Here is a 16543-nt window from a genome sequence, read left to right on the forward strand (position 1 = left end):
GCGCTGCTACATCGGAATCGGAACGACCTCGACGCAGAGTGAGGGCTCGGACGGGACGCGCGCGTCCCCCGTCCGGGAACTCCCCACCGGCGGACACGGGCCACGTACGCCGCCGGCGAACGAAGACGGACGCGCCGAACGGGGAGGTCGCCACGGGACACCGATATTTCGGCATTGCCAGAAAAGACAAAAGAGTCGCTCACCGCTTCCCGCCGATCACCGGTTGCGAGCCAAGACGATCGATGGAAAGCGGAGAGCGACTCCCCGGGCCCGCGTGAGAACGTACTGACCGATCGTCACCGGACCCCTGCGAAAACGCAGCGAGATCCGGGGTTGACCTGCCAAAACGTTCCCTGCGGACTCACCCAGTCTAACCGCGATCACGCGGTGCGGGCTATAGGTGAAAGCGGACTTCGGATCCCCGTGACCGTCCGTGCCAGGTAATCCACAACGGCCGGATGGGCGGCATCCGAAGACGCGATTCGAGGCATGGGGTTCTCGACATGGCACGACAGAAGATCCACTCCCCGACCTTTGACATCCACCCCGCGAACACACCATTCACCGTCCGGCCGAACATCGGGCGGGTGTGCTGATGGACGAATACACCCGCCAGCACGATCCAGACCAGATCGCCCCCTCCGAGAGCGGCCCCTCCGTCCTCCCCCACCCCCCGCAAACCCACGACACGGCCGAGGCCGGGTGCCGGGACATCGAATGCCGGCGCCAACTCCCGCCCACCGGGACGGCCGCGTCCGGTCCGACGGAGCAGCCCGCCGCGCCGCCCCCGAGGCAAGGGTTCTGGGGCTCCCTCACCGAGATCGAACGGGCCGCGCTCCACGCGACCGCCGAGGAGGTCGTCTACCCGGTCGGCACGGTGCTCTGGTTCGAGGGCCAGTCCGCCGACCAGGCCATCGTGATCCGGTCGGGCTCGATCAGGGTCTCCGTGGAACGAGACGGACGCGAACGGATCATCGCCTTCCGCGGCCCCGGCGACATCATCGGCGAACGCGCCGCCCTGCTGCTGCGCCGGCGGTCGGCGACCATCGTCGCCATGGACACCGTCCACGGCCTGCGCATGACCACGCAGCAGTTCGTCACGTACCTCAGCGACCACCCCCGCGTGGTCGCCGTCATGGAACGCCAGATCTACGACCGGCTGACCGAGCAGACGGGCCCCCCGCCGCGGCCGCCGGCGTCATACGCCCACGCCGCACACCACGTACCCCAGCCGCCCTGCCTGACCGGAACGCCGCCGGGCCACACGACCACAGCCAACCCGTACGCGACCGGAACACCCCCGTACGCGATCGCAGCACCGCCCTACCCGCCTGAAACACATCCCCACGCGACCGGAACGCAGCCATACGGAACAGACACGCAGACCTACGCGACCGGAACGCAGCCATACGCGACCTCAGCGCAGACCTACGCGACCGGGCCGGCACAGCTGACCTACCCGCCGGTGGGTCACGCCCCATACCCCGCGGCCACTGGAGGATCGGCGTACATGGTGCGGTCGCCGGGCGGCGGGTCCTGGCCGGTCCACCCGGTGGCGGCCCCCCGGGCCCCGTCCCATGCGCAGGCGACGCAGCCCATGGTCATCACCCCGCCCGGACCGTCCTGGGCGGGCCAGAACTGCACGATCGTCTACACCGACATCGCCGGCTTCACCGCGTCCCACCGCAACGACGCGGACCGCCTCGACATGCGGCACGCCATGTACGCCGTCCTGCGCGAGGCGTTCGAGGAGTCGCGGGTCCCCTGGGACGCCTGCCACACCGAGGACCGGGGCGACGGCGCGTTGATCGTCGTGCCTCCCGAGGTGCCGACGGCCGCCGTCATCGACCCCATGCTCGCCGCCCTCGCCGTGCGGCTGCGCCGCCACAACCAGCGGTCGAGCGGCGCCGTCCGCATCCAGCTCAGGGTGGCGGTGGACGTCGGACCCGTGATGCCCGACCCGCCAGGCGTCACCGGCTGGGCCCTCATCCACACCGCCCGGCTCCTGGACGCGCGCCCCCTCAAGGACCGGCTCGCCGCAACCGGCGCCGACCTCGGCTTCATCGCCTCGCAGTTCGTCTACGAATCCGTCATCACCCACAGCGCCGGCCACGTGAACCCCGCCGAGTACGAGCCCATCAGCTGCCGGGTGAAGAAGCTCAAGACCGAAGGCTGGATCCACCTGCGCGGCGTGCCCGCACAGTCGGCCGTCTGACCTGCGGCACCACCGTCCGGCCCGTCCCCGCGCGGGCCCGCACACCCCTCTCGACCCCGCGTGCACGACGCACCGCGGGGTTTTCCGCGCCCCGCCTCCTTCCCCGCGCGCGTCTCGTCCTGCAGACCCGGCTCGCGCGTCGTCTCGTGTGTGTCTCGTCCGAGTCTCGGGTTGCCTCGCTCCGTGTCCTACTTGGGGTGGTCGTTGATCTTTGGGACGGAGCGGGGGATGCGCAGGACGAACCGGGCGCCTCGGTCGCTGTCCTCGATGGTGAGCGTCCCGCCGTGGAGTCTGGCGATCTCGCGGGCGATGGGGAGGCCGAGGCCGGTACCGCCGGCGTCCCGTTCCTTGCCGGCCTTAAGGCGGGCGAAGCGCTGGAAGACGAGCTCCCGGTCCTGCTCGGCGACGCCGGCGCCGTCGTCTTGGACTTCGAGGACGCCGGCGTCGCCCTCGCGGCGCACGGTGATGTCGACCCGTGTGTCGGCGTGGCGTTCGGCGTTGTCCAGCAGGTTCGTCAGCAGCCGGACGAGCCGGAGCCGGTCACCGCGCACCGTCACGCCTTCCTGGAGGTGCGGGACGATCCGCTTGGTGCGGTCGGATCTCGCGACCTCGATGGTGACGAGGGCACCGAGGTCGATCATCTCCGTTCCCTGCCATGCCCCGGCGTCCAGGCGGGCGAGCTGCAGCAGGTCGATCACGATCGCCTGCAGCCGTTCGAGGCTCTGCAGGACGGCCCGGCCGGTCTGCGGCCAGTCGACGTTGTCCGGGAACAGCAGCGCCTCCTCGATCTGGGCGCGCGCGGCGGTGATGGGGCTGCGCAGGTCGTGGGACGCGTCGGAGGTGAAGGTGCGCTGCCGCCCCAGGGCGCTGTCGAGGCGGTCGAGGGTCGCGTTCACGGCCTCGGCGAGCCATCGGATCTCGTCCTGGTTCTCCGGCACCGTCACGCGGCGGCCCGACCTGCTCGCGGTGATCTCCGCCAGTTCGGCGCGGATCGCGTCCACCCGGGCGAGGGTGCGGTCGACCGTCCCCCAGGCCCGCAGGCACACCAGCAACGTGACCAGGAGGGACGTGCTGATCAGGAACATGAGGAGGCCGGGGCTGACATACCAGGGGATGGTGGGGGTTGCCGCGTAGATGACCCAGTCTCCGCCCTGCCTGTAGACGCGGAGCGCGAGCACCCACATGCAGCGGTCGAGCCCCGCGGGCGGGCAGAGCACCCGGTCGGCGTAGATGTTCGGCTCCGCCGGGTGGAATCGGGCGATCGGCGGCCCGTCCAGCGCCCTCTCCGTACCGGCGACCACCGCGCGCCGATCGTTCAGGAGCTGCACGACGACGTCTTCCGGCGCGGTGAGCGCGCCCTGCACCCTTCGCCGATCGACCTCGTAGGCGATCCGCAGTGCCGAGGAGGCGGCCTTGTTCCGCTCGTAGTCCGTCGCGCGGCCACGGAGCCCGACGACGATCAATATGCTCAGCATCACGCAGATCAGAGCGGCGACCGTCCCGGCAATCACGGTCATCCGCACCCGTATGGACCATGTGTGCCGTCCGTTCACCCGACCTCCCGCAGGTGAGGTAATCACCGCCCAGACCGGAATCAGTCCTCTGAACAGCAGTGACGCACCCAAGAGAGGCCAAAGAAATCGTTCATCGCCCCGCGGAGCGGGCAGAAGCCTCAGCGCTGGACGAGCCCACTGTTAGCATCACTGGTTATGGAGCTGCGCCAGCTTGAGTACTTCGTGGCGGTGACGGAAGAGGCCGGCTTCACCAAGGCGGCGGCGCGGCTGCACGTCGCCCAGCCGGGCGTGAGCGCCCAGATCCGGCAACTGGAACGGGAACTGGGGCAGCCGCTGCTCGACCGGTCCGGAAGGACCGTCCGGCTGACCGAGGCGGGCGCGGTGGTCCTCCCCTACGCGCGGGCCGCGCTCGCGGCGGTCGAGGGCGCACGGCGGTCGGTGGACGAGCTGACGGGGCTGCTGCGCGGGCGCGTCACGATCGGCACGGTCGACTGGATTCAGTCCCTGGATTTGCCCGGCATGCTGTCCGGTTTCCACCGCGACCATCCGAATGTGGAGATCACGGTCATCCAGGACGACACCGCGACGCTGGCCGAGGCGCTGCGGGACGGGCGGGTCGATCTCGCGTTCCTCAGCCTCGGCGGCGAACCTCCCGAAGGCATCGCGACCCGGGTCGTCATCGAGCAGCACCTCTTCGCCGCCGTCAGCCGTGATCATCCGCTGGCGCGGAGGTCCACGGTCCCGCTGCGGGCCCTCGCCGACGAAAACCTCGTCAGCCTGCCGAAGGGCACCGGGGTGCGCGCCGTCCTGGACGAGGCGTGCAGGGACGCCGGCCTCAGCCCGCGAATCGCGTTCGAGGCCGGCGAACCGCCCGTGCTGGCGCAGCTCGCCGCGCACGGTCTAGGCGTTGCCGTCCTCCCGGAGTCCGCCGCGCGGGGCTTTCCCGGCGACCTCCACGCGATGCCGATCGTCCGGCCCCGGCTGACCGGCCGGATCGCGCTCGCCTGGCGAGCCGAGGGCCCGCGCAGCCCCGCGGCGCGCGCTCTGATCACCCGCGCCCGCGAACGCCTCCCCGCACCCCCGGACCAGCCGACCCCGGACCAGCCGGCCTCGTGATCAGCCGGCCTCGTGATCAGCCCTCGTGATCACCGCGCTCGCCGCCTGACATCAGCCGACGCGGCGATCCGGCTCTCGTTGTCGCGACGTTGATCGAACGCTGCCCCGGAGCCCGTGGGCGGCGTGGCGCTCAGGCCGCCGAGCGGGTGGCGGACTCCCGGAGGACGCGGCGGAGAACGTCCGGCTTGTTGGTGATGATCCCGTCCACACCGAGTTGGACGGCCTTTCTCATCTGCCCGCGGTCGTTCACCGTCCAGGTGAGGACGTCCATGCGGGCCGCGTGCACCTTCTTGATGTAGGACGCGGTCAGGTCGCCGTACGTGGGGTTGATCTGATCGGCGTAGGACGCCAGCTCGGGCAGGTCCTTGACCTTCGGTGTACCGAGCAGCCCCGTCGGCACCCTGGGCATCACCGAGTGGAAGCGGCGCACGGACTCCCAGTCGAACGACTGGACGGCCAGGCGGCGCTCGCTCGGGTCGTGCCGCAGCCACGACGGCGAGCGCTTCAGCGAGGCTGCGATGCGCTTCTCGATACCCGGGTAGAGCGCCGGGCTCTTGATCTCCAGGAGCATCCCGAGGCCACGGCCGCGCATGGCCCTGAGCACCTGGTCCAGCGTCGGGACTCGCTCACCCTTGTACTTCTTCGCGAACCACGAACCCGCGTCCAGCTTCTTGATCTCAGCGAGGGTGAAGTCGGAGACCTTCCAGGGCGCCCGGTCCGGGTACACCTCCTCGACGTTCGTCGTCCGGGCGAGCGTGGTGTCGTGCATGAGGACCAGCTTGTGGTCCTTGGACTCCTGGACGTCGATCTCGAACACGTCCGCCCGCTGCGTCTTGGCCAGCTTGACGGCGGCGAGCGTGTTCTCCGGCGCGTACGCGGACGCCCCGCGGTGCGCGACGTTCGTGACCTCGGCATCCGACGAGGCGTTCACACGCGGGCGCGGTTCGGGCGCACCGGGCGGCGGGGACGGGACGGGGCCGGGATCCGCGGCGGCGGACGCGGCGGGGACGACGATCGCCGTCGACGCCGTGACGGCGATGAGCGCGATACGAGTACGTCGGTGCATGGTCACCTTCCGGGAGCTGGGCGTGTCCGCCCCAAGCCTCGGGCCGTCCGGTGACACCGGAGTTACGGGCCGGTAGCAGACCGTGTACAGCCGCTGACGATACGCATCGGCTCCGCGTGACACGTGAGCGGACACGGTCCTTTGATCAGAACAGAGGGACTATTCGCCGTCGTCCTGCTTGGCGTCCTTGGCCGCCTTCGAAAGGATCAGCGCGCCGAGCAGCAGTTTCCGGCTTCGCCGCAGCCGGCGCGGGACGCGCACACGCCGGACGGCCGGCGTCCTCACCGTCACCGGCTCCCCCTGGACGGGGAGCGGCGGCACAGGCGGCCGGGGCGTGCCCAGCCTGGTCGGACGGCTCCGGCCACGCAGCGTCACCGACCTGCCGAGGTCCCACTCGTCCGACTCGGCGAGGTGGGCGAGTTCCAACACGACCGCCGACGCCAGCACACGCCCCGCCATCGTCTTCGCCATGTCGCTGAGCCGCGCCGCCTCGTTCACCGGATCACCGATCACCGTGTACTCGAACCGCTGCTCGTTGCCGATGTACCCGGCCACCACGGGACCCGCCGACACGCCGATCCCCGCGTCCAGCATCGGGACCTCGACCCGAAGCCGCAGCGCAAGCTCCCGCGCGGCACCGAGCGCCGCGCCGGCCGAATCCTCCACCTGCGTCGGCGCCCCGAAGATCGCGAGGGCGGCGTCCCCTTCGAACTTGTTGATCCACCCCCCGTGCCGGGCCACCACCGTCACCACGACACCGAAGAACCTGTTGAGCAGCCCGACCACCTCGTCCGGGCTCCGCGTGTCCGCCAGCCTGGTCGAACCGGTGAGGTCGACGAACAGGACCGCCACCTCACGGGTCTCACCACCGAGCGTGATGTCGCCACGCTCCAGCGCCAGGTCGGCGACCTCCTCCCCCACATGACGTCCGAACAGGTCACGCAACCGCTCATGTTCACGGAGCCCCGCGACCATATGGTTGAACCCGGCCTGGAGCTGCCCGACCTCACTCGCGTCGTACACGGCGACCTCGGCACTGAGATCGCCCCGCTCGACCCGCGCCATCCCCTTCCGGACGGCCTTGATCGGATCAGCGATCGCCCGGGTCGCCATATAGGTGACATAAACCCCCGCCAGCAGCGCGACCCCACCAAGCCCCAAGATCGTGATCGCGAGCTGCACAACATTGATGTCGGGCGCAGCCAACGCGGCGACAGCCACACAAATCAGCCCGAGTACCGGAATCGCCGTCCCCAGCGCCCACGCGAGCATCACCCGCGTCGTCACCCCCGGCAACCGGACCCGGCGCGGACGCTCCGCCGCCAGCACCAGCGCCGCCGCAGGCCGCAACAGCCGCTCCGACAGCAGATAAACAATCGTGCAGGTCGTGGCCGCACCCAGCAGGCAAGTCAACCCCGTCTTCACCGCCAGCCGCCCGGTGAACAGCACAAGATCGAGAACAGCCCACCCCAGCGCCCCGACAACCCACAACCCACCGACGAGCAGCGTCAACCGAAGCGGCCCGAGCAGCACGGCCCGCCTCTGCTGCCGATCGGCGGTCCCCCCGTCCCGGACGAGCCTGACAACGGGCCGCCACAGCCACAATCCCGAGATCAACGCCACGGGCGCCGCGACCACGGGATAACTGAAGAACGCCACCGCGTTCACCTGACGGGCATAGTCGCGATCGTCCAACGGCGGATCAGGCAGCACGAACGTCGCGAACAACAACACGACCAGCGCACCGACCAGATTCGCGGAGCCCACCACCACGAGCAGCACCCACCGCACACGGATTTCAAGCATGCTGGTCACGTGCGCCTCCGGAGGGAAGGAACCGCTACCAGGGATCATGCCACGCCCCAGCCACCGAACCACCACCCCCCGATGCACGTATCGGCCCGGCATCTCCCCCTGACGCCCGCGCCGGCCCCCTGGATATCGAGTTGGCGACCACCTCGGCCATCGCGTATGCTCTCGGACGTCGCCAAGCGCGGGGCAACCCGCCAAGACACACCCTCCGAAGCCACTAAGCTCGGAGCAGCAAGGTCCTGTGGAGCAGCTAGGAGTGCTCGCCACCCTGTCAAGGTGGAGGCCGCGGGTTCAAATCCCGTCAGGACCGCCAGGCGCACCACGCGTCCTGGGCAGGTAGCTCAGTCGGTACGAGCGTCCGCCTGAAAAGCGGAAGGTCGGCGGTTCGACCCCGCCCCTGCCCACCCCATACGACCAGCCAAAAGGCCCGGAACCATTATCGGTTCCGGGCCTTTTGACGACAGTCCTGACGACAACGTCCCTAGCCGAGGGCATCCCCCAGCTTCCGGAGCGCCGCGCGCTTCTCGTCGAGGGCCGCGTGTGCGTAGATCGTCATGGTCACTTCGATGTCGCTGTGTCCGACGATCTCTCGCACGATGTGCGGCGGAACGCCGAGGTCCAGGAGCAGCGAGACGCACGTGTGGCGCATGTCGTGAAGCCGCATGTCGCCGAGATCAGCCGCCGCACGGATACGGCCCCAGCTACGGCGAAGGTTGTCCGGCTCCATGGGAGTGCCGAGGCTGGACGGGAAGACGAGCCCACGATCCTGCCAGCGCGGCCAGGCGTCGGCCCGTTCGGCGTCCTGCAACACCCGGTGCTCACAGAGCGCCGTGACGCACAGGTCCGGCAGCGGGATGGTTCGCGTTGAGTCGTCGGTCTTGGGCGGGACGAACCGCAGGGGAAGGCGACGAGGCCGACCGGGGTGACGATCTCGCCGATGGTCACCGACTGGTCGCCGGGCACCGCCACGTTGAGCAACTCCACCCGCCCCATCGGGTCGGCGGCCGCCAGGCCCACCGTGAACACCGCCTGACCGTTGCGGTCCATCTTGACCTCGCCCGTCTCCTGACTGACCAGCTTGGGACGCGGCGCCGACACGCACACGAACGTGAACGTCGACACGTTCACCGGGATGTTGCGCACGAAGAACCTCCGAGGTTCGTAGTTCCACTTAGACAACATAGTCTACTTAGCTGTCTAAGTTGTCAAGGCCGCCATGGTTTTCTTGGTCGGTCGTGTGTGCTGAACTTGAGTGCAGGCCCCCGAAGGAAGGCGGACGATGGTCAAGAGGACCGGCCAGCCCGGGTATCTCCAGATAGCCGATGACCTGCGGCAACAGATCAACGACGGACGGCTAGCACCCGGCCAGTCCCTGCCGTCCACCGCCCGACTCGGCGAGGAGTACGACGTATCCGCCGGAGTGGTGAAGGCCGCCATCAGCGTGTTGCGGACCGAGGGCATGGTGATCGGCCAGCAGGGCAAGGGCGTGTTCGTCCGCGACCAGGCCGACACCGACCCGACGAGCCAGGCCGCGCCCGCCGCCGAGGCCGACGTGACAACGAAGCAGCTCACGGAAGTTCTCGCCGCTGTCCGGGACCTGGGCGAACGCGTCGCCCGGATTGAGCGGACCGTGTTCTCAGAGCGTCCTCAAGCTGATCAACCCGGCAAGTGAGGTCGTCCAACTCGGCGAGAATCAGCTCCAACAACTCCCGAGGAGTCTGCTCATGCTCGCCGTCCGCCGCCACCGGTGACCGCCTCCTGTCCTGATCCGTTCTCTCGTTCGGCACACCGGTATTTCAGTTCAGGAGGCACGCAAAGCCCATCATTAATGCTTCATCGGGTTCTTTCACGTCTGTTTATACGTCCGCTTTCACGCCCCCGAGTAGACGCCGAGCACGCACCGATATGTGTCGGTATCTACTGAAACCGGAAAGGCTGGGATTTGAGCACGACCAAGCAGCGAAGCGGTTGGCAGCCCCGCAAGCTCCGTGAACGCCGGGAGAACCACGGACTGAGTCTTGAGGCCGCAGGCGACAAGTTGCGCCAAGTCGCCCATCGGGGAGGGCTCAGAGTCGCGGCGAACTTCCAAACCCTGTGGGGCCACGAGAACGGCAACATGTACCCAGGCCCGCACTACCGCCGCGCCTACTGCCTCATGTACGAGGCCAGCGAGCCCGAACTGGGATTCCGTCTCCCACTTCCCGCCGAGGAGTCCGGAGACCTCACGCTCCCGTTGCCAGGCCCGCTCAGCCCTGCCGCCACGGACGACGCCGCGTCCGCCATCTCACAGGGCTTGGACCGCGTCTCCGACCAGACCCAGGACCGTGACCCCACCGCCGGCGACGCGCTCAAAGCCCGAGTGGTCAGCGCATGGCGAGGCCGGGCCATGAGCGGCAGCATCGCCACGACCACCCTTGTCCTGGTCGGCGGCTACGCCGGATCAGGAAAAACCGAGTTCGCGCGGTTTCTCGGCGACGTATCCGGGTGGGCATTTCTCGACAAGGACTCGCTAACACGACGCCTCACCGAACGCCTGTTGACCTCCCTGGACGGCGACCCCCACGACCGCCACACCGACCTCTACCTAAAAGAGGTCAGGCCACTGGAATACAACTGCCTCATGGACACCGCTAACGACAACATCGATTGCGGCATATCCACGATCCTCGCCGCCCCGTTCATCGCCGAACTGAAGAACGAAGCATGGTTGAGCCGCCTGACCAACCGGTGCAAGGCCAAGGGCGTGGACGTCGCCGTGATCTGGGTCCGGTGCGACGTCGACTCCATGCACGAGTACATCGAGTTCCGCGACGCCCCACGCGACGCGTGGAAGCTCGCCAACTGGGACGCCTACGCCGCCACGCTCGACACCCAGGCCAGTCCGCCCGGCGTCCACCTCACCGTCGACAACCGGCTAGGCGCCGCGATCAGCATCGCCGACCAGACACGGGAGGCGCTGCGTAGGGTCCTTCCATGACCAGTCACGGCGTGATCCTCTACGGTCCACCCACCAGCGGCAAGGACACCGTCACGGCCGAGCTGGCACGCCAGGACACCCGATACGCGCCCTTGCCCAAACTCAAAGTCGGCACCGGCCGCACCACCGGCTACCGCCACATCTCACCCGCCGACCTGGACAAGCTGCGCGCCATCGGCCGTCTGGCCGTCGAGACCCACCGCTACGGCAACGTCTACGCCGTCGACCGCGACGACGTCGCCGCCCTGGTCGAGGCCGACCGGATCCCCGTCGTGCACATGGGCAACCTCGCCGACCTGCAACGCCTACGCGCCGCCGTACCGCTCGACTGGACCGCCGTCCTCCTTTGGATCCCCCGAGCAGTCTGTGCCGACCGCTCCAAGCACCGCGGCGACGTCGACACACCCATCCGCCTCCAGGCATGGGACGAGACCCGCAGCGACCTCCACGCCACCGCCGAACCGGTCTTCAACCTGGTCATACACACCGACCAGACCGACCCCGCCCAGACAGCCCACCGCATCATCACCACCGTGACCACCGGCCCCCGGCCGCCCGTGACCGTCCCGCCCGACCTCGATTAGAAGACGGCCGCGCGACAGGGGACCACGCCCCAACGTCTCCCTCTGCCGCGCGGCCGTCACGGCCATGGCCACCCGTCTGGCCGTCTGATGGCCATGGCCAGCTCTCGAACCGTCAACGCCTCCACCAGGCGCCACCCGCCGCTACAGCGCACCAGCGCCCAATAGGTCCGGGTAGCGCGCCCCAGCCAGCACGGAACCCCGAAGCGCTCCGCAACCTCCTCCAGGGCCGCCCCGGCATCCATCAGGCCCCGCCCGTCCTCCGCGACGAGGCCGCGGCCGACACCCACGGCATCAGCAGAGCCGAGACCCCACTCACGGCCAGGTCGACCCGCGAACACGGCGCGAGCAGCTCCCCGGTACTCGACCGGTACCACCACTCACCACCGACCCCGACAACGGCGACGCTGTCCCCGATACACGACGTGCCCGGCGAGTACACCCGCAACAACGGCACCGCATAGTCGTACCGGCGTTCGGTCCTCCACCCCTCACGCCGCAGCGCCCGCCGCAGCCTGTTGAGCAGCCGCCGCGCCGTCACCGGCCGAGGCAGCGCGGCCAGTGCATCCGGGGGAACAAGCACCCGCCGCGCCACCTCAGCCTCCCCCGGAGCCGCCCCGCGCTCAGAGGCAGCCCCTTCCGGTGATGGCGGGGGAGTCCAAGCAACCATCACCACGCCCTTTTGATCACCGGGCGGCCCGCACGCTGCGCCTCCAGCACCAGCGCCTCACGCAGCGCCACCGAGTCCGCCCGGATCACCGTCGGGTCGACGCCGGCGGAGGGATCATGCAGCGTCGCGACCCAGTCACCGGGCCGCCCATCCCAGCGCCGAGCCCGCCAGATCCGATGTCCGGTGAACTCCTCCCGGAGCCGATCAAGCACCGGGTCATCAGTCTGCGCACGCGTTTCCATCGCGGGATTCCTCACGGGTGGTCGTCGAGCCGGATCGGCCCGCGCGGCATGTCGTCAACCGCCCCGCCAGCGTCCCGCCGCCCCGCGATTTACAAAGGAGCCTGACAGGGGGCCACCCGGGGGCCAGACTTGCTCACAGGAGGTAGCCGCCCATGACGACCGAGGCAAGGCGAGCATTCGGCGCATACCTGGCACGCCTACGAGGCAGCAGAAGCCAACGCGCCCTAGCCGCCCAACTCTGCGACCTCGCCGGTTCTGACACGATCACCCGACACGAGGTGTCCCGCTGGGAACGCGGCATACGCATCCCCGACGACTGGCTTCCCTACCTCGCCCGCGCGCACAACGTCGCGCTCTCCGTCCTGGAACGCATGGCCGCCCAAGCCCACGGCAACGACCCTGACCACGACGGCACCCCGTTCGACCTGTCCGCCTTCTTCCCCGGAGCCGACACCCTCAAGACCCGCCTGGCCAACGCTTGGCACGGCCGCGCCGTCGCCAACGCCGGCGGCAACCCCGTCCTGGTCCTGGTCGGCGGCTACGCCGGATCCGGCAAAACCGAGTTCGCCCGCTTCCTGTCCGACCTCTCAGGCTGGGCGTTCCTTGACAAGGACGCCCTCACCCGCCGCATGACCGAACGCCTGCTCATCTCACTCGGCGCCGACCAGCACGACCGCCACACCACCCTCTACCGCGCCGAAGTCCGCCCGCACGAGTACCGATGCCTGATGAACGCCGCCTACGGCAACATCGACTGCGGCGTATCGATCATCCTCGCCGCCCCGTTCATCACCGAACTCAACAACCCGAGCTGGCTCCCCCGCCTCACCCACCGATGTCAAGCCAAGGGCGTAGACGTGACGTCCATCTGGGTCCACAGCGACATCGACACCATGCACGAGTACATCGAGCAACGCGACGCCCCCCGCGACGGCTGGAAACTCGCCAACTGGGACGCCTATGCCAGCACCGTCAACACCGACGACCCACCCAACTCAGCACACATCACCATCGACAACCGCCTAGGCGCAGCCACCAGCCTCGCCGACCAAACCCGCAGAACCCTAACCAGACTCATGCCATAACCGCAGGTCAGCGAAGTGCGACCCGTGCCGGATGAGGACTTTCTCTACGTCTTAAAGGGCGCCCGCTACGCGGCCGCCGGCGGCCGCCCGCCCCGGCGCGCCGGGCGTGCGGCCTGTCCCGTCCGGTCCCGCCACGCCACGCCGCCCGTCCGCCAAGCAGTCCTGAAAGAAGCCTTTGTGTCCAAGAGCGGTCATGAAAAGCTGGAGCAGGGGCACGACAGCCATACGAGTACGCATGGCATCATCGAAGGGTGAGTGAACCCGTGACTCAGACACTGAACCTTGCCGTGAGCTGGAAGGATGCCGAGAAGGTCCCGATCATGGCGGTCAACCAGTTCTTGCTCCAGTTGAGCGCCCCTGCGGGACCGGGCGCAGACGAAGCGATCTTGAGCCTGGGATACCTCGCTCCACCCATTTTGGTCGGCAGCACGGAGGAGCAACGGCAAGCTGCCCAGGAACTCCACCACGTAAAGGTTCAACCCGTGGCAAGGGTCAGCCTTTCCAAAAAGCGCCTCAAGGAATTGGCGGATCTACTCAACAAGCTGCTCGAAGATGGCGGACCCGATCAGGCCGATGCAGGAGGATAGGCATGAGCGTCATGGCATTGGGTGAAGCCGTTGCCTCATCGTCAAGGGTGCAGGTTGAGGCAGAGTCAGCCACCAACAGCGCCAGCACCACCATCGCATTCCCTGTAGTCCGCAGCCGACCCACCCGCGTCAAGGTCGAACAATCCGCCAGTAAGACTGTAGAACAATCTTCTAGCGAGGTAGTCACTTTTCCGGGCGAGCCACGCAAGAGGGTACTCATCTTTATTGAGGATCTTGCTCGCCCCATATACGTCTTCGTGCAACAGAGCGATGGATTGACCTCGCTGGCCGATACTGCTACTGGCGTTTTCGGTGTCGGCGTAACTCTGCGCGAGGCGGTGGTGGACCTGCACGCAGCGCTCCGGGAGCACTTGGAGTTCCTTAGCGAACAACCCGCCCTTTCACCCGAACTTGAGTACCATCTGAGGGAACTTCGGACGTACTTCGATACCCCTTAGGTAGGACCAATGGCCCGTAGCGTAAAGGTCGAAAAGGTCGCAACCGCCCTCACCGCTAAGGGCATGGTTCCGGACGAGAATCATCATCACATGCTCCGGAAGGATGTTGATGGTGTCACCACTCTTGTTACCCGGATATCCCATAGCGCCAAAGAGATAAATGAACATCTTGCTGGCCTCATGGCTAGGCAGTGTTGTCTTCAAAAAGCGGAGTTCTGGAAACTTGTGGACTGCCCGCTTTCTGAGGCAGAGTGGGATGCGCTTGTTCAGGAGCGGTGCAGGGACGGCAAGAACCCTTTTCTACGGGCTTAGCGTGTGTGAAGCGGGGGCCTCGCGGCCCCCAGCCCCCCGCGGGCCGGAGGGCACGCCCGCGCGAATCCGTCTGTCACACCGTCTCGCCGTTCGCGCGGGCGCACCCTCCGGGGCGAGTGTGGGTGCTAACGGCAGTGCTAACAACGGGGTTGGATGAGCTTGGACGGGTGTGGACGTGCGGGAGGTCGCGGCCCTGGTCAAGGGATATGTGGGGACGCTCCTGGACATCGCTGATCTTGCTTGTAATCAGATGCTCTACGCTGGTTAGATCGGGCACTATTGATCAACGTTTTGGGCAATGCTTGATCGCATGCCTCTCCCGCGCCTCTCGGCCAGCAGCGCAAAGCTCGATTGGGGCGACGTCCCCACGTGGGTCAGCGCTCTTGTAGCCGTCCTCACGCTCGTTGGCCTGGTCCTCACAGTGATCTACGCCCATCGCATCTACAGGCTTGAATCCGAGCGTGACGAACGCGCGGCCGAGGAACGCAGGGCCCGTTATGAAGCAGAAAGCCGCAGCCAGGCAGAGAAAATTGCGGCGTGGTTCGCGCCAGCATCAAATGACGTCCCCGGAGAGAATTCGTTTGGTGCTTTTGTGCGGAATGCGTCCGATCTTCCTGTATTCGATATCTACCCGGTATTTCGGCCGGCAAGTGATGGTGAGCCGACTGACGGAGGCGATTGGTTCTTTGAAAACATCGCCGTACTTCCACCCCACGAGACTAAGTTTATTCTGCTAGAACTGACGGAAGATGAGTATGAAGAAGTTCCACACCATCTCCGCAATGAGATGTTTTTGGTAGAGATCACCTTCCGTGATGCGGCAGGGGTACGATGGATCCGCTCCGCCGACGGATCACTCATACAAGAAAATTGACATACGTCATGGGCTGGACGCTCAAATTTTTGGATGGGGCAACTCTCACAAGGGGGCAGGACATAGCCCCGTCATGGGGCTGGAAGGTACAGCACGGAAGTACCGCAACAGAGGCTTACGACTGCTGGCACCGGCGACCGGGGCGCACACTGGTCTACCTGCGGTGATGGTGGCGATCTTGGGGCGGCCGACTTTCTAGAAGGTGGATCTTCGGGGCGCCGCTCCTGACCTGGCTTGTCCTCGAAGCATGTGCGTTTCTCGCAGTGCTCTGGGCGCCCGTCCTGGGCTACCGTCGAGGCGTGGACGCGGCGGAGGCGAGCGGGCGAGTCTGGCGGGACCGTGTGCGCCGGCGAGGCACTGTCGAGCAAGACCGGGAAGCCTTGGCCCGACTCATCGAGTACGACGCCGACCCGTTCGAGGTCGAGCTGTACGAGCTGGCAGCCGACCCGCGAGCGTTGCTCATCGACCGCGCCCAGCGACGCCGAGCCGGACAGCATGAGCGGCACGTCCGGCGGTTGAAAGGCCAAGGTCGACGGGCCGGAGGGTGACGACAGCTCTGACGACAACGACGGCAACCAAGCAGCACCACGGGCGCACGTCGGGCACCGTCCAACCTCGGTAGACGCCATGGCGACAGGGTGGTTCTTTACTTCTGAAAAGCGGAAGGTCGGCGGTTCGACCCCCCCTGCCCACCTCCACACCTCTGACCAGCAGGAAAATGGTCAGGGGCGCTTCAGTTTCCGGCCCCGGAGCGGCCTCAAGCGGATGTACACCGCTCGAACACCTTCCGCCCATTGCCCTCGAAGATGATCGGTGCCCAGATCTGCTGACCGACCCACGTCCACCACGCTGGCCACACCCATGATCGGCCGACTTCGCCATGGCAGATCCCCGCGGCTCTCGAACGCTTCGCGGCTACTTGTTTCATTGCCTCAGGACCGGTGCCCGGCCAGGCTCGGTCCAGGCGCCCGGGCCGTCGCTCTCTTTGCGGCTGCCCACGCTGGTCGTGTGGCTCTCTTTTGGCCTGCGCGGTC

At 67.5% G+C, this 16543-nt stretch carries 16 protein-coding genes, 2 tRNA genes and 1 pseudogene; 12 read left to right on the plus strand and 7 right to left on the minus strand.

The annotated features are described in order from the left end of the window. The first annotated feature begins 595 nt into the window (after positions 1-595). Positions 596-2215 carry a cyclic nucleotide-binding domain-containing protein gene (locus tag ACTWPP_RS22615; protein WP_443106320.1) on the plus strand — a complete coding sequence of 540 codons (1620 nt, stop codon included), beginning with the start codon at positions 596-598 and terminating at the stop codon, positions 2213-2215. Between the two features lie 188 nt (positions 2216-2403). On the opposite strand, the gene ACTWPP_RS22620 is transcribed toward ACTWPP_RS22615, so the two are convergent. After that, a complete protein-coding gene (locus tag ACTWPP_RS22620; RefSeq protein ID WP_443106321.1) occupies positions 2404-3732 on the minus strand; it encodes a sensor histidine kinase in 1329 nt (442 codons plus the stop codon). Positions 3733-3924: 192 nt separating this feature from the next. Between ACTWPP_RS22620 and ACTWPP_RS22625 the strand changes: the two genes are divergently transcribed. Next, positions 3925-4845 carry a LysR family transcriptional regulator gene (locus ACTWPP_RS22625; RefSeq protein ID WP_443106322.1) on the plus strand — a complete coding sequence of 307 codons (921 nt, stop codon included), beginning with the start codon at positions 3925-3927 and terminating at the stop codon, positions 4843-4845. Positions 4846-4975: 130 nt separating this feature from the next. Here ACTWPP_RS22625 and ACTWPP_RS22630 read toward each other — a convergent pair whose 3' ends face one another. Both ACTWPP_RS22630 and ACTWPP_RS22635 read right to left on the minus strand, forming a co-directional pair. Further along, the gene (locus ACTWPP_RS22630) at positions 4976-5911 is read right to left on the minus strand and encodes a glycerophosphodiester phosphodiesterase (RefSeq protein ID WP_443106323.1); all 936 of its coding nucleotides are present in this window, start codon (positions 5909-5911) and stop codon (positions 4976-4978) included. Positions 5912-6070: 159 nt separating this feature from the next. After that, a complete protein-coding gene (locus ACTWPP_RS22635) occupies positions 6071-7693 on the minus strand; it encodes an adenylate/guanylate cyclase domain-containing protein (protein ID WP_443106324.1) in 1623 nt (540 codons plus the stop codon). Positions 7694-7958: 265 nt separating this feature from the next. Here ACTWPP_RS22635 and ACTWPP_RS22640 point away from each other — a divergent pair. Together ACTWPP_RS22640 and ACTWPP_RS22645 are read left to right on the plus strand one after the other, a co-directional pair. After that, a tRNA-Asp gene (locus tag ACTWPP_RS22640) sits at positions 7959-8036 on the plus strand. Between the two features lie 17 nt (positions 8037-8053). Beyond that, positions 8054-8127, plus strand: a tRNA-Phe gene (locus ACTWPP_RS22645). Positions 8128-8204: 77 nt separating this feature from the next. Here the strand turns inward: ACTWPP_RS22645 and ACTWPP_RS22650 are convergent. Then, entirely contained in the window at positions 8205-8621 is a 417-nt protein-coding gene (locus ACTWPP_RS22650; RefSeq protein ID WP_443106342.1) for a tyrosine-type recombinase/integrase, read from the minus strand. A 59-nt stretch (positions 8622-8680) separates the two neighbouring features. After that, positions 8681-8905: pseudogene (locus ACTWPP_RS22655) on the minus strand (hypothetical protein); the annotation flags it as partial. 97 nt (positions 8906-9002) lie between these two features. Here ACTWPP_RS22655 and ACTWPP_RS22660 point away from each other — a divergent pair. The 3 genes from ACTWPP_RS22660 (at position 9003) to ACTWPP_RS22670 (ending at position 11284) form a co-directional block, all read left to right on the plus strand. Beyond that, positions 9003-9395 carry a winged helix-turn-helix domain-containing protein gene (locus ACTWPP_RS22660; protein WP_443106325.1) on the plus strand — a complete coding sequence of 131 codons (393 nt, stop codon included), beginning with the start codon at positions 9003-9005 and terminating at the stop codon, positions 9393-9395. 444 nt (positions 9396-9839) lie between these two features. Further along, positions 9840-10700 (plus strand): AAA family ATPase, encoded by an 861-nt coding sequence (locus ACTWPP_RS22665; RefSeq protein WP_443106326.1) that lies wholly within the window; start codon positions 9840-9842, stop codon positions 10698-10700. Further along, positions 10697-11284: a guanylate kinase gene (locus ACTWPP_RS22670; protein WP_443106327.1), complete on the plus strand. Its 588-nt coding sequence runs from the start codon at positions 10697-10699 to the stop codon at positions 11282-11284. Before ACTWPP_RS22665 ends, ACTWPP_RS22670 begins: the two co-directional genes overlap by 4 nt. Positions 11285-11525: 241 nt before the next feature. On the opposite strand, the gene ACTWPP_RS22675 is transcribed toward ACTWPP_RS22670, so the two are convergent. Together ACTWPP_RS22675 and ACTWPP_RS22680 are read right to left on the minus strand one after the other, a co-directional pair. After that, positions 11526-11864 (minus strand): hypothetical protein, encoded by a 339-nt coding sequence (locus ACTWPP_RS22675; protein WP_443106328.1) that lies wholly within the window; start codon positions 11862-11864, stop codon positions 11526-11528. A gap of 86 nt (positions 11865-11950) precedes the next feature. After that, positions 11951-12163 carry a hypothetical protein gene (locus ACTWPP_RS22680; RefSeq protein WP_443106329.1) on the minus strand — a complete coding sequence of 71 codons (213 nt, stop codon included), beginning with the start codon at positions 12161-12163 and terminating at the stop codon, positions 11951-11953. Positions 12164-12471: 308 nt separating this feature from the next. Between ACTWPP_RS22680 and ACTWPP_RS22685 the strand changes: the two genes are divergently transcribed. From ACTWPP_RS22685 to ACTWPP_RS22705, 5 genes are all read left to right on the plus strand, one after another. Then, a complete protein-coding gene (locus ACTWPP_RS22685) occupies positions 12472-13278 on the plus strand; it encodes an AAA family ATPase (protein WP_443106330.1) in 807 nt (268 codons plus the stop codon). 251 nt (positions 13279-13529) lie between these two features. Beyond that, the gene (locus ACTWPP_RS22690) at positions 13530-13865 is read left to right on the plus strand and encodes a hypothetical protein (protein ID WP_443106331.1); all 336 of its coding nucleotides are present in this window, start codon (positions 13530-13532) and stop codon (positions 13863-13865) included. Positions 13866-13867: 2 nt separating this feature from the next. Beyond that, complete coding sequence (locus ACTWPP_RS22695) at positions 13868-14323, plus strand: hypothetical protein (RefSeq protein ID WP_443106332.1); 456 nt, start codon at positions 13868-13870, stop codon at positions 14321-14323. Between the two features lie 9 nt (positions 14324-14332). Then, positions 14333-14635, plus strand: coding sequence for a hypothetical protein (locus ACTWPP_RS22700; RefSeq protein ID WP_443106333.1), 303 nt, complete (start codon positions 14333-14335; stop codon positions 14633-14635). Positions 14636-14933: 298 nt separating this feature from the next. Next, a complete protein-coding gene (locus tag ACTWPP_RS22705; RefSeq protein WP_443106334.1) occupies positions 14934-15509 on the plus strand; it encodes a hypothetical protein in 576 nt (191 codons plus the stop codon). Positions 15510-16543: the final 1034 nt, after the last annotated feature.

This window comes from Actinomadura sp. 3N407 (assembly GCF_052245875.1).
Classification (GTDB): Bacteria; Actinomycetota; Actinomycetes; order Streptosporangiales; family Streptosporangiaceae; genus Spirillospora.